Source organism: Methylolobus aquaticus (assembly GCF_054172105.1).
The window spans coordinates 51,254-65,212 of sequence record NZ_JBSYXP010000021.1 but is presented as its reverse complement, the minus strand read 5'-3'; the positions used below and the strand labels follow the sequence as shown (position 1 = coordinate 65,212).

10 protein-coding genes are annotated in these 13,959 nt (G+C 55.1%); 1 reads left to right on the top strand and 9 read right to left on the bottom strand.

The features are described from left to right. A partial coding sequence (tnpA, locus tag ACW73L_RS20365; RefSeq protein WP_498924400.1) for an IS66 family insertion sequence element accessory protein TnpA occupies positions 1-283 on the bottom strand: 283 nt, incomplete at its 3' end. Positions 284-647: 364 nt separating this feature from the next. On the opposite strand from tnpA, the gene ACW73L_RS20360 reads away from it, so the two are divergent. Next, positions 648-2,225, top strand: coding sequence for an OpgD/OpgG family glucan biosynthesis protein (locus ACW73L_RS20360; RefSeq protein WP_498924399.1), 1,578 nt, complete (start codon positions 648-650; stop codon positions 2,223-2,225). Between the two features lie 143 nt (positions 2,226-2,368). Here ACW73L_RS20360 and ACW73L_RS20355 read toward each other — a convergent pair whose 3' ends face one another. The 8 genes from ACW73L_RS20355 to ACW73L_RS20320 form a co-directional block, all read right to left on the bottom strand. Then, positions 2,369-2,779 carry a hypothetical protein gene (locus ACW73L_RS20355; protein ID WP_498924398.1) on the bottom strand — a complete coding sequence of 137 codons (411 nt, stop codon included), beginning with the start codon at positions 2,777-2,779 and terminating at the stop codon, positions 2,369-2,371. A gap of 331 nt (positions 2,780-3,110) precedes the next feature. Further along, positions 3,111-4,160: a glycoside hydrolase family 5 protein gene (locus ACW73L_RS20350; RefSeq protein ID WP_498924397.1), complete on the bottom strand. Its 1,050-nt coding sequence runs from the start codon at positions 4,158-4,160 to the stop codon at positions 3,111-3,113. Positions 4,161-4,363: 203 nt separating this feature from the next. Further along, the gene (locus tag ACW73L_RS20345) at positions 4,364-5,224 is read right to left on the bottom strand and encodes a sulfotransferase (protein WP_498924396.1); all 861 of its coding nucleotides are present in this window, start codon (positions 5,222-5,224) and stop codon (positions 4,364-4,366) included. Between the two features lie 5 nt (positions 5,225-5,229). Next, positions 5,230-5,961: an FkbM family methyltransferase gene (locus tag ACW73L_RS20340; RefSeq protein WP_498924395.1), complete on the bottom strand. Its 732-nt coding sequence runs from the start codon at positions 5,959-5,961 to the stop codon at positions 5,230-5,232. Positions 5,962-6,350: 389 nt separating this feature from the next. After that, complete coding sequence (locus ACW73L_RS20335; RefSeq protein ID WP_498924394.1) at positions 6,351-6,959, bottom strand: hypothetical protein; 609 nt, start codon at positions 6,957-6,959, stop codon at positions 6,351-6,353. A 128-nt stretch (positions 6,960-7,087) separates the two neighbouring features. Beyond that, positions 7,088-8,503: a right-handed parallel beta-helix repeat-containing protein gene (locus tag ACW73L_RS20330; protein WP_498924393.1), complete on the bottom strand. Its 1,416-nt coding sequence runs from the start codon at positions 8,501-8,503 to the stop codon at positions 7,088-7,090. A 502-nt stretch (positions 8,504-9,005) separates the two neighbouring features. After that, positions 9,006-10,229, bottom strand: coding sequence for a sulfotransferase family protein (locus tag ACW73L_RS20325; protein ID WP_498924392.1), 1,224 nt, complete (start codon positions 10,227-10,229; stop codon positions 9,006-9,008). A 355-nt stretch (positions 10,230-10,584) separates the two neighbouring features. Further along, positions 10,585-13,833, bottom strand: a complete 3,249-nt coding sequence (locus ACW73L_RS20320) for a glycosyltransferase family 2 protein (protein ID WP_498924391.1) — start codon at positions 13,831-13,833, stop codon at positions 10,585-10,587. Positions 13,834-13,959: the final 126 nt, after the last annotated feature.

Genomic DNA, 13,959 nt, shown 5'->3' with positions numbered 1-13,959 from the left:
TCGGGAGGGTGGTCAGCTCCAACGTCACCCCGCCGCCCAGCCGCAGTCGGCACGCCACCGCGTCCCGGCTACCCCCAATGACTGGGGGTACCGTCACCGCCACGAACCCACCGATCGCTGGCACCGGTGACGCCGCGGGCAACACCCGTGACTTCAACGCGCGCCGCCATTGATACAGCGCGCCGACCGACAACCCTTCCCGCGTGGCGTAAGCCCGCGTCGTGATCCCTTCCCGCTCGATCGCCGCCAGGTGCCCCGACCAATAGGCTGCCCGCTCTGTCATCGCTGTTCTCCTCTGCCGATAAACCCAGCGGATAGCCTGCGACAACAATCAGGCCAGCGGAAGCGTGCGGTTTATGGAGCGCTTACGTCGCACCCCCAGATACCGAGCCCACACCTACCGCGGGAGCGGAGCGCTTCTAATCCAAGACCGCAGCGCGGATTATCGATCCATCGCTCCGCTCTCTCAGGCGCCGAACGGCGCTGCCTTGAAGCGCGGTCGTTGTCGCCGTTGGACTTCCAGTTTAAGGGGAATCATGGAAAGATGGCGCGGAAAAACTGACGGGCCCACGCTGTTCGTCGTCAACGCATTTCGTGATGCGAGCTTTTTCTGCCACAGCACTGTCGCAACGGACCGATAAAGGACCATGGACACAAGCACCCATTGGCTAAGAACCTTCCCGTACCACCGCTTCGCGATCGCGCCGCTCCTGATTTTCGCCACACTGTCGGCCGCCATTGCAGCGGACCTTCAGTTAGGCCCAGCCCAGCCTTTCAGTTACCAGGGACTCGTTGACCAAGCCAACCAACTGGCAGCCAAACCCTATCAAAGTCCGATGCGTCCGTCGCCGGAGATCGTCGAGCGGATTGACTACGAGGAGTGGGGCAAGATTCGTTTTGACACCGACTATGCGCTCGGTACAAAGGATCCCGGCATCTATCCGATGACCTTTTTCCACCTGGGTATGTTCTTTCAAAAGGCCGTGCAAATGCATCTGGTCAGCGACGGCAAAGCCCGCCGGGTCCAGTACACTAGCCGCTACTTTTCGATGCCCAAAGACAGTCCCGCGCGCAAACTCGCCGACAATTCCGGGTTCGCGGGCTTCCGATTGCACGAATCGCGCAGCCGTCCTGACTGGCGAACCCAGGATTGGATCGCCTTTCTCGGCGCCTCCTACTTCCGGGCCATCGGCGCCCTGAATCAATACGGACTCTCTGCTCGTGGCGTAGCTGTCGACAGCGCCGAGCCGACACCCGAAGAATTTCCCGACTTCACGGACTTTTATATCGAAAACACCGTCAATGAGGCGCGCCCGGTCTTCGTTTACGCCCTACTTGACGGGCCTAGCCTGACCGGCGCCTACCGCTTCGCGCTATCGCGCAGACAGGGTGTGGTGATTGACGTCGATGCCTCCCTATTTGTCCGCAAGGACATCAAGCGCCTGGGCCTTGCACCGCTCACATCGATGTACTGGTTCAGCGAGTCGCAAAAGAATCGCCTCGAAGACTGGCGCCCGGAGGTACACGACTCCGATGGTCTCGCCATCTGGACCGGACGCGGAGAACGCATCTGGCGCCCTTTGGTTAACCCTCCCACCCCGGTGACGTCCAGCTTCTCCGATGAGAATCCAAAAGGGTTTGGCTTGTTGCAGCGCGACCGCAACTTCGAGAACTACCTGGACGGCGTCAACTATGAACGCCGTCCCAGCGTTTGGGTCGAGCCGCTGGAGGACTGGGGACCCGGGTCGGTGCAACTCGTCGAATTGCCCACCGACGACGAGATTCACGACAACATCACCGCTTACTGGCGCCCCGCCGCGCCCGTCAAGGCCGGCAATGCTTACCAACTCAGATACCGTCTGCATTGGCTGGCTGACGAACCGTACCCCGCCGCTGTTGCCCGCTGCGTCGCGACCCGGGTCGGGCGAGGAGGCCAACCCGGAAAACCCAGACCAAAAGGTGTATACAAATTCGCAGTGGAATTCGCCGGCCCGGCCCTGGACCCCTTGTGGGGCGACAGCGTGAAGGCTTCACCCGTCATCAACACGTCGCAAGGCACCATTACCGACGCGTTCATCGAACCCATACCCGGAACGAAACGTTGGCGGGCCATCTTTGACCTGACGCCGTCCACGCCTGATCCAACCGAGCTACGCCTCTTCATCCAGGGGAACGGCGCGGCCCTTACCGAAACCTGGTTGTATCAGTTTCGGCCGCGCGATTGAACGAGATTTTCGGTACGGCTTGTGCCCTCTGCGTCACCGTCTGCATCTTGGTCATCGCGCGGTCAAACAGCTGGCCCTAATGTGGTGATGGACTGGTTGGCCATCATCTACCATGCCAGTATCAGGAGCACGGCCTGGCGGGATCAGGCGCCAGACCCTAGTAGCCCCTTTTTCTTCTTGTTCCTGCGCGTCGCCCGCTTTTCCGTTGCGTCGAGCGATTTCCTCAGAACACGCCAGGCGGCCCTGACTTCCTCTCTTAGTATTGCAGCGGACGCGGGTTCCGCGCGTGCCAGCCAACGACCCGCCAGTTCCATCTGCTCCGCAAGCGTCACCGCCGCGTATTGTCCTCTGAGCGCTGCCTTGGCTCTATTCCGTTTGATCCAGCCTTGAATTTCTGCGAGTTCCTCCTCGGTACAATTGGCCCGCAGTCCTTCGTTCAAGCGCAGCGTATCCGCCCTCAGCACGGTCACTCGCTCAAATTTTGCCTCACCCGTTTCCGCATCCGTGACCGAGCGAAGAACCTCAACCTTATTTCCCCGCCAATTGAATTCCATCAGCCCCTCTCATTGGATCTGAAACTGTTGACTTCCAGAATCGGCTTTCGCCACACCCAAACTGTCGGCGCCCAGTCCGGCGCGGGCACTCCCTGGACCCACCTAGCCAGTGCCCCGGCCAACAAGCCGCGCTCCACGCAACTAACTGTGTCGCCCACCATGTTGCATCTGGCACCCGCGGCGCTGTCGCGCCGCGAAGAAACACACAGCTCTACTTATCATCCGCGTTACTCTCCCACAACCCGTCAGAAAAATGACCGCCCGTGATTCGTATCGCTAGAGTTATGATGGGGCCCGTGCTGTGCAACGCGCATCGGACCCTAAGCTAAGCTCAGTGCGCTCCGCGAAAGTGCCGCTGTGCGGCCACACCCACACCCTTGTTGGGCGCTGCGCAACTGAAGTTCTCAAAATTCGTCAAACGATCCAACCCGCCGTCCTCAAAAATCGGGCCGGGAAGATCAAACGCCCAGAAAATCACCCCAATCCTCTTCTCGCTGAGGTAGTCGAGCAGGTTCGAAACGATTTTGGGCGTGTCGGGTTTGCAGTTTCCGCGGCTCGAATGCGCATTGAAGGCCGTCACAATGACCGGGTGACTATCCGCAAAACGCCCCCAATCCCTATCCCAGTCGGCACGAGTGCGGGTCTCCTTGTTTATGAACGGATGCACGCCGTAGACCAGTTTGTTCATCGGATCCTTAAGGCTGGGGGCATTGCTCAGATAGTGCCCAATACGCAAACCCTCGACGATAAGCACATTTTTTGCCCCGGTCCGACGAACCAGATCGATGAGCGATTGATGCCCTTCCTTCCAGATCTGCCAGTTCCTAGCATTTTGTTCCTTGAGGCCCGGCTCGTTGAACAACTCGTACATGACGCCGAGGTCATTGGCAAACACCGGTGCCAATCGCTCCCACGCACGCCGCGTCATGTCGGAGGGCATATTCGATTGCCCCTTCAAGCCCGTGGTCTCTTCCCACTGCATAGACACGATGACCGTCAATCCCTTCGCCCTGGCCAACGCTATCCCCTTTTTGTAGTCTTCCAGGTAGCCTGGGGAATAAATCGGAGATTTTGGATCCAGGGCTGCTTGGCTGGCATGTATCCGGACGACATCCGCGCCAAACCCCTTGACCTTGTCCAGCAGTTGAGTGCCATATCGCGCACGAGCTTTAGCGAATGAGTCCTTTGCATGTTCTTTCGAAGCCACAAAAGCCACCAGTACGAACCCTTTTGGCACCCAGGGCTTGCCGTCGCGCAGAATATTCCTTCCCGAGAGAGAGATATCTCCGTTCCCGGCTAACGCGGACACGGATTGCAGAGAGAAACATAAGGCGACGAAGACGAGCCAAAAAGCCCGGAATCTGTTAACTTCAAATCTCATCTATTTACCTTCATTTAACTTTGAGACAGACATTTCCGCAACTGCGATCGTATCGCTCATACCGCGGTTGAAGCGAACACCGTTGTTTGCCAGGGAGTCGACTCGGCGCTCCACTGCAGAAGTTGATGTAAGGGTCTGGGCGAGCAATCGCGAAGCCTCCTGTCTCTCGTCGAGAAACAAGTCCGCCCACTTCTGACCGCTCGTCATTTCGTCGACACGGCGAATTCGCGACCGAAATACGACTCCAGAAATTGTCGCTGTCCCTGCATGGTCTCCTCGATGCGATTCACCACTGGCAATGGGATCTCGATGTTGCCCGTTTTATGTACCTTGCTAGTCATACCGTGGTAGCGCCGAACTTCCTCACACCCGAGAAATTGCTCTACCCTTCGGAGCAATTCCAAAGGACGCCTGACGATATCGCCAAACGGAAGAAACAAAACATTGTCCTTACCCAGGGTATCGATCCAGAGAGGTATATATTCCGCATAATTACCCCGATTATGAACTGCCGCAGAGTTTGCAACTCTGTCCCACGCCTTTGGTTCGGCAGGAATAAACGTCTTCGACCGCTGGATGGTCATTCGAATTTGCGAAAGAGCGCGGTCCACTGGGTCTCGAATGAGGTAAATCGCCTTCACCCCACCCAGTAGTTGCTTCAGATACGTGATACCGGCTGGCCCGATTGCGCAGTACGCCGGTGTTACCTCACCCAGGATCTTCCCAGTGGCCTCAGGATGAGAAAATACACCACGGTACCAACGCTCCGTGAATGGAGTCTCGGTAGCGACGCCAAGCAGATAGCGTACCCGTTCCAGATCGATGCTCTCGGCTTCGCGGCACTCGGCCACCAAAAGCTTCTTCACTTGTTGGGCTAGGCCCTTTTCTATCCAACCCCTATTTTCAGGTAGAAATAGATGATCGAAGTAATGGAGCTCCTTTATTGGGGGCATCCAAATAGCCGTATTCTGTCGCAGCATGGACCACAGCCATGAAGTTCCCGCCTTTTGTGCGCCAATACAGAGAAAATGCGGGAGCGCAGTATTGACCTCTTGCGTGTTCATGCGCACTATACAGCTTGGTTCTTCGCGTAAAAGAAGAAGTTCTCACCCTTCCGCGCGCGGTTGAACCGTTCCTCGTTCAACACATCAAACACAGCGGCTTTGGAGCCAGGCTTGATGCGCTCGTGGGTCTCGACGGCGAAACATCTCACCCGGCTGACCCACGACATGTCGGACTCTTGAAAAGCCTCCTTCTCAGCCCCTTCGATATCCATCTTCAGGATATCTACCTCTTCAAGTCCGTAGCGCCCAAAAATGCTGCTTATCGAGAACGCTTTCGTCGAACCCCGTCCTTCGCCGGGGTGCGTTCGCACGCCCCAAGATTTCAATGCGTGCCCGGTTGCCCCACGATAGCTGAGATTCAAGTCAGTTTCATGCGACCAGATAGCGCCATGGAGGCAAGTGACGTCTGACAGTCCGGCAGTATTTTCCAACAAACAGGCAAAGTTTGTCGGGTCTGGCTCTATTGCGATGACACGGGCATCCGGGTAGCGGGCTTTAAACCACAATACGGAATATCCAACGTTCGCACCTGCATCAATGATTACCTTGCACTCACTCGGAAGATCCTTGTCATATTCTTCCCGGATCCAGATCTGGTTAAAGACCTCCGGGTCCGTTTCATGCATCCTGAGGCGCACACTCCTGTCCAGACCCGGAAGACGAACGTTGAGCTCGTCGACCACAAACTGTTTGAAGACCTCGACAGGCACTTCATTTTTTCCGAACCGAATTCTCATCCTGTGAAGCTCCCCGTTTACCTCTGTTTCCCAGGCCTTTGCGCTAATGGTTGACGGCGATAGGCCTGCCATCTCCACACCTTAACCGACACGCACCCGGCGGCGTGCCTCTCATGCCTTAGGACGAATCAGCAGACGCCATGGATCACTCTCCTGGCAAGCCCGAAACGGCCAGCGAAGGAGACACGGGTTTGACCACGCCTACCGCGCCACGCCCGGTCCAAGCGAACGACAGGCGACGTCCCGACACCAGACGTCCCTGTCGTCTCGTTCCCCGGCCCGGGGAACCGCCACACACCCCGGACTCTCTTCGATCAAGTGGCTCCAGTCGCTCCGAAGGAACGGCAAAATGAACCACGCCCAACACGGTGACTTAGCAGCCAAGGCGTTTACGCCTCAAGCGCGCGGGAGTAAAGCGCGTAATCTTCCGCGAGTGCCTTCCTAAGGCGCTGAGTGAGGTCCGGCGACAGGTTGATCGGAAACGCCGGACTCTTGTTTAGTGTGGGAATGCTGATCGACTGACCCAGCAGTGTTTCCAAAAAGGCGGCGAGCCTTTCCATTTTCTCCAAGGCGAATAGGCGTTTCACTCCCACTTTCCCCCTCTTATTGAAGACAAAGTCGCACTGCCTGCCGATCCGCGCGAACTCAGGAGGCGCAGACGAGAGATAGGCCTCGACGAATTGGTCAAACGTGATATCTCGAGTACTGTGTTTGCCCAAGGGCCCGGAGCCGTTCGGGTCAAGCCGTGAACGGTATCGGTACCAGCTCTCCAAGCGGCCAATTGGCTCTCTGACGATGCACAGGGTCTCGATCGCCCTCGCCTTTCCCCTAGCACGCAGTAGAGGCAAGAAGAATCGTTCGAATTGCCTGTAGTTCATATGTTTATAACGTCCGCGCGTAATAATCTCCGAATACGGGCGAAGCGCGCTGTCCACAGATGTAGAGGCTGCCTTTGGCATGCACAGAAAAGCAAACTTGTATTGGGTACTAATTAACATTGGAACTCCAAGTAACGTAGCCAGGCAAACCGGACAGACATCGACACAGCGCCTCCGGGCGGCACACAAAATTCTCAGGCCACCTTAGATCTTTCGCTTTAATTCGGGCGGGCCGACTGTTCCCACAATCAGTTGACCTTAATGCCACGCCATCTCGCCGCATAACTATTATTAACATCTGCAGTCACGTGGAAGCCGGCAATGACCGGTGTTGCAGTCCGTATCATCACAGTCTTGCCGTTAAAGGTTGTTACAAACGGCACGGCAACAAATTCGGGATTACTTGATATCATAGTAACTGATACGGTTTGAATATCTCCCCAGGCCAGGTGACCAGAGAAATCAGCCTCATAACGGTCGGTTGCCTTTCGCGGAGGTAACAAGGTCATCGTCGCATTAGTCCCCATAGGCACTTCAAAATAGGGCGGAGCGTTGGTGAAGACGTTGTTTCTCATGATCGCCCCCCGGATCTTCACAGGATCCAAGGGAATCAAGGACTCGCTCGTTGGCTCCCAACATGCCTCAACAGCCACTGGCCGGATAACCCTCTCGACTGCCTCGCCCAAATGCTCGTCTTGCGTATAGAACTGATTGTCGGAAATTATGATGTTCTGCAAAATCGACTTGGGCTTTAACGCTTGAATCTGAATGTGACTAAACGCGGGACCTTCCTTAGGGTGATTATATCCTCGGTAGAATAAATTATCCGTGATTGTCACATAATTCCGCCGGTTGACCGCCTTGTCATCTACACGAATGACTAAGCGACAATTGTCGATATAGTTGTTAACAATTAGACATGAGGACTTGATATGGGCGTTCAGTAAGATGCCATCAAACAGCGCGTTCTCGACGGTACCACCCGCCGTAATGTGGTTTCCCTGGATCCGATTGGCCCGCATTCCGACCTCGATCCCAACGCGACACAGGTTTATGTTGCAGTCAGAGACGACATTGTCGGCCTGACCCAGGAAGATCCCAGTCGACGTTCGGTTCGTGGCCTCTCGAAAGTTAGGGATCTCGCCTCGATGCTCTGCCCCCGTTCCGTCGCCCCAAAGGTATTCCACAATATTGCATTTTACAACCTCCAACTCATGGTTATACCCCTTTTCATTAGCGTAGATCCCATAATCGCGCTGGTGAACAATCGTGCAGTCCTCAATCCTGAGCCTTAAAAAGCGATGAGCGAAAATCCCATTCGCTCGCTTTCGGCATTCCAGCCCCATGTTTTCGATTTTAAGTGTATTTACGTCCCTGACATCTAATAGGTATTCTCCCTCCGGGAAGCGCGGCGAGGGCTCTATCAGGCCGCTGGTCAGTACCATGCCATGTAGCCCATGCAGTCGAATAGGCATGTCGACTACGAAAACGTAACCACCTAAATCGACCGTCGCAAATGCCTGCGTGTAGAACTTTGCGCCGGCACTAAGCCTTGTACGGGAACGCGGACAAGAGGCGATGGCGTCGAGAAACGCCTGTAACAGGCCTCCCGCAGGCTCACCTGGGTGAGCATCCAAGAAATCGGAAAAGCTGATTCGTTCCATTGCGACAACATCGCTGACTGTGAACAAGAACTGAAATGTCCATTGCGCAGCAAGAGTTCCTCCCAGCTTCTCCGACTGGAGCTAACCCTCGCCGCAAGCCTCTTGCCAAAGCTAAAAGGCTAGCCCGCAGCGCACCTATCCGATGCCAGACCGGGCACCTACCCCTGAGTGAAGATGACAATTCGCTATGTACTAGGACCGTCTTCTGGCGGCGAATAGGTAACTGACCCACCGTCCTACCGCTCGCCCCGCCTGGGCTCCCACTATTCATCTGGAACGCCACCCAACGGCTAACAGCCTATCATACTGCCAGTTTTTCCCAACAGTGGACACGTAAACTCGACGGACCAACTCCGGCGCTCGTCTCGCCCAACCGCCTCACCGAATGAGATAAAGCGGAGCAGAGGACAACTTGCGACCAAAACCTACCACAATGTTCCGAAGCGCTGAGAGGAACCAGGGCCGAAGACCTGCGGCAACAGGCGTATACCGACTCAGAACCTCAACCAAAGACATAGGCCCGCTTCGCATCGAAATACTCACGAAGCAGCGCAAGAGTCCTTAGGTACTCATCGCCTCGTTCGTACTCGCCAACATTGCGCGTACTGACGACATCCCGATTTCCGCCTTTGGGTGGATCGGCGCCTAGAAATTGAAGGATTCGATCCCCGCAGGAGGCAGAATCCCGCAGTTCCTCCGCGTTGACCACCAAGAGGCGCTCTTGGGGGAAAAGCTTACGGTAGGATCGAAGAAAATGTTCGTAAAAGCTGAAGAGTACGTATCCGCCCTGCCCCACTCTGTCGCGAGCGAACATCCCTTTCGGATGCCCCCCTGGGGGAAGTTCATTAGACTCAATAAATTCGATCTCGGCGCTCATCGCTTCAAACAGCCCCCGTGGCTCGCGTCCTTGCCGCTTCTCCATATAAAAGCTCGAAATCGCTCTCTCTGCAGGGTCTCGTAGGGTTACGATCAGTTTTGCATCCGGCACCATCGCACGAATGCGCGCCGGCGCGACCGGCGAGTGGAAATAGGTAGCAGTAGCCTCCCCTGTCAAAAAGGAAGACCCCTCCGCTGGCGCGGGAAAATTGCAGCGATACCACTCTTCACCGTACTTGAACATGGGACCATTGAAAAAAAATAGTTCTTTATTGATCGCGGGATAGATACTCGGACTTCGCGACAGAAACGCGTATAGTGCTGTCGTCGCAGTCTTCTGGGGCCCAATTACGAAAAAATCTGGAAGCTTGCCACGGGCTTTGTGGAAGCGGGATAGATCCTCAGCTTTTGAGAACGCGGCATGACAAATCGAGGCGTAATATTTTTTTTCCAGGGCATTCGCGACGTCCCCCTTCAGCATCAACATATCGGAAAGGAAATCACTGGCGTAGAAATTATACTTCAAGGTACGATTAATCACCCAGAGCGCATGAATCATATAGTTGAGCAGAGCCATATCCTTGCTGCCAAGAATATGAGTCCGAACACGGTTTTTCAAAACGAAGTAATCGGGCAATTCCTGAGGAAAACAAGCTGCTGAACGAATGAAAACCTGGATAGCGTCACGAAATCGGCCAAGCCAAGTGTATGAACCGGCTAAGCCCATTAAAGCATGGTGACACCACCATCGTCTCTCGATGGCTTTGAGATAATAACTTATCGCATTTTCATGGTCGCCGACGTTCGCGCATTCGACAGCCGACTGGAGATTGGACTCATACTCACCCATAGCAAAAACCTAAGAGCTTCCACTTCAAAGGACCCGTGCACTGTTCCCACAGGAATTCCCGATAGCCACAGGGACCAACCCATGTCGATTCGAGACCTGCGGCGTACGCGAACCGCTGAGGGCCTTAAGATCCCACGCCCCGTCGAGACGTGTGCAGCGCTGAGCACCCAATCGAATCACAACCTGTCAAGGTGGCGGCCAATAGATTGCTCATGCACAATCCGCGCTAAGTCCATGCACACAGAACACGTTCTCGCAGCAACGCCGGAAGGCACATACGAATCAGGAGGCACGACCGTCGAACTGCACCTTGGCGCTCAATCTCTAGGTCGCCTCGCAGGCCACGCGAAGAATGTCATTTTATCAGATGAAGCGCCCGCAAATCGGACACGCCGGTCACCCTTGCCGAGATTCGGGGGTCATGTAGGGTGAGGGCCCGGTTGCGCGCGATGACCTGTTGATAAATCTTATACTCGGACCCCTCGTTCCAATGTTCCCCGCGCAACGACTCTTGCGCTACATATTCGTGAAAGGTACTAAAATACTTGAAGTGCAGAAGAGCACCCCGCTGGCTACTAAGTTTTACGCCCCCGATCCAATGTAGGCCCTCGTAAAGCCTTAGGTGCCGACTGTACTTGAAGAGTGGGACCTTGTTCAGTATAACTGTAGAGATCCCGAACACACGCTCTCTCACTCCGCCAGAATAGGTGGGAGAATTCTTTTCCGGCCCCCCGTTCGGCTCATAATAAGTGTAGAATTTTCGATCGATGTAATTACAACAATCCAGAAAGCTGGTACCCGACTGATATACGGTCTCTGCGATAGAACGATCCGAGTATGTGTCAAGGAACAAGCAATATAAGCCAGACGCCCCTTCACGTTCCAAAGCAACACACAGCGCCGGGATCGAGTGGCTATCGCCTGCTGTGTAGAGCAACTCGTCGGCGTCAATGACCAAACACCAATGCCCGGCGTAAAAGGTCTCGATCACCGCTTCAACCCAGTCAACGCCCCATCGGCTTAATCCATAAGGATGCTGCGTCACCCACAATTCAACATCGTCATGCGAAGCTAGGAAGTCTAAAGTCTCCGGTGTTGAGTAGTTATCGATGACGACAAATCGCCGAATACCGCGCTCCCGATAAAATGTCAAAAGATACGGAAGACGTAGCAGTTCATTTCTCTCGACGATAAAGCATACGGGCTCACCTTTCTCGATCTCAACCTTGGCCACCTTTAGTCGAAGCAAGCCTACGCCGCGAACATTCAGCACCTCCGCCTTAGAGAACCTGCCCAGACTGAATGAAACCAAGGAATGTTCCGCGTTTCTCGGAATGTCAGCAAAAGGGAGGTGGACATTGTGCAACGTCATATCGCAACGCAGCTTGTCCATCTCCCGTGTCATCTCAGCCGGGGCCTCGCAATCTCGTATATAGGTGGTAGTGACGGTTCGGGATATGCGCCTTGCCCCAAGCCTTCTGGCAAAACAAACTAGCGTTGATAGGAACTCCTCTGCGTTGCCGTGCCACAGATGTTGCGTCGACCCTTCGCGTTCATCGCGAAACATTGGTGAAGCGAAGTGGGCGCGAATCTCTCGCAGCGTCTCGACGGGCAACAATAAGGAACTATCGGGGGCCGGGCTATCTGTGGTGCTGCCTTCCAACTCGATCGGGAATTCGTCCAGTTGTCTTACCAGCCCCGTTATGGCAGCGTGATTCAGAATGTATCGATCCTTATCGACGAATAGAAACTTTTTTGTTCCAAGATCCTCTATCGCCTCCATGATCCGAACTAATGCATCCGCGTCGATCCGTTCGGGCCATCGAAACAGCTCACGCCCGTCCGTCGCTTCGATTAGACCGTAGTCGGAAACTAGGACACAGCGCGCGGGAGGCAACTCGCCCATCTCCCCAGACCTAAACCGCCTGAGCTCTGGTTCCCGTTCAATCCCACACGGAGCAATCAATACCATGCTGTAGGCTTCGGCGACTTGACCTCCCATCGCCTCCGTTTGTAAAAACTCGGGTTTTCCTGCTCCGGGCCAGTAAGTAGTCGCGACGGCAGCTTGGCTTTTCCGGCTCATCTCACGACACGACGTGGCACCAAATCGTGGAAGGTGGCCAGGGGCGCAGTTTGGATCGTCGACCGCCCCGATCAATCGGTGGAGGTCGAGATCGTCGAGCAGCAAAAGGCGAAGAATTGACTCTGAGGGACTTCGGGCGATGGTGCAGCTCCCCTTAGTCTTTTCCCTATAAAACCCCGGCCAAAGCGCACCACCTTTACCGAACACAGGCCCCGTTCGCTCGAAACAGAGCTCAAGTTCTTCGAGCAATCTCTGACGATCAAGTAGCGCGAAGACCCTTTCCCCGTAGACTGAAAAGAATGCGCCGCGGAATCTCTCGTTGCGACACAAGACCTCGATCGCGGTGAGGACACTTGCCGCAGAGCGGCTACTAAATAAGAGGCGCGAGTATCTCCTGATTACGCCCAGGACACCCTCGTAATCCTCTAGTGTCACTGCACCACTGAAGGCCGCGGACACTAGTTCAGGAGAAGCAATGCGACGCTCCGAGAGCTTCTTGAATAGGCTGGCGGCGTAGCCGTATTCGCCCACTTCATTTAGTAGGACAGCAAAATTGGGCCCGAACCACAAAGCCGCCCCTTCATCAATCCTGTAGGCCTCTGAAAAGAGCGTGTATGCTCGGTTGTTTTGACCGGCATCGCGCGCCAGATTCGCTTTCACACAAAGGTATTGAACATTCTTCTCAAGCTGCCGATGCTTGGTAGCCAAATTGTCCAACTGAGCACCAAGAAATTGGCATTGTTGGCGTCCAAGGAAACCTCGTCCATGCGCTGCTTCAACGAGCCGGAGATAGTCAGAGCATAGAGTATCCTTTGTGTGCTCTGAAAGAGGCGCAGTAACGAGAAGGCCGATCTGAAGTGTCAACTCGTTTAGGTCTGGCCGGATTAGGTGCGCAAGCTCGGCTGCGTGTACGGCTTGCTTGTAAACGATCACTCGCGACAAGAGGTTGAGCTGACCTTCATCCTCAACCCCATCGAGGTCGCGACAATCCTCCAGCATCCGGCGAGCAATGTCATACCACCCACGCTGTACGATATGTAACAACATGAGCTCCATCAAGTTGCCGCTGAGAGCACACTCCTTCAGCAGCGCCCGACGCTGTTCGGAATCAGGTGAAGTTAGACAGGCGAGGAAGAACCCCACGAAAGGATTACTCGGTGAGAAGCGATGAAAACCTTCTCGAGCCAAGTCACCAAGTTTGTCCAGCAAGCCCTCCGGCGTCTGCGCCAAGGACAGATCCACCTTCAGGGGCGAGCCCGGCAATTCGAGCTCCAACGACTCATCCAAAAAGACAGCAAGCGTAACTGGCTCATTCGGTTTCGACAAATCGAAATGGTGCGACACCGATACTCGAAATCCACATGCCCCGGCGCCGTCAATAACCTTCTGTACGTCGATACGAGCGAGTTCTGTACGCGCCTTTCGCGACTTGCGGCCGTTGATGACGACCCATAGATCCACGGGCCTAGGTGGATCGCTCAGATTAATGACCCAACCTTCCAGCGCTAAATCACCAGTCATTCGCTCGAGAGCGCCGACGAAGGTCCCGCGGACATTCCTTCGGAGGCTATCTGGAATTGGATCGGTTTCTCCTCGTGCGTCCCTCTTGCGCCATCCTAATTCCGTGATTCGCCTAATTTGATCTAG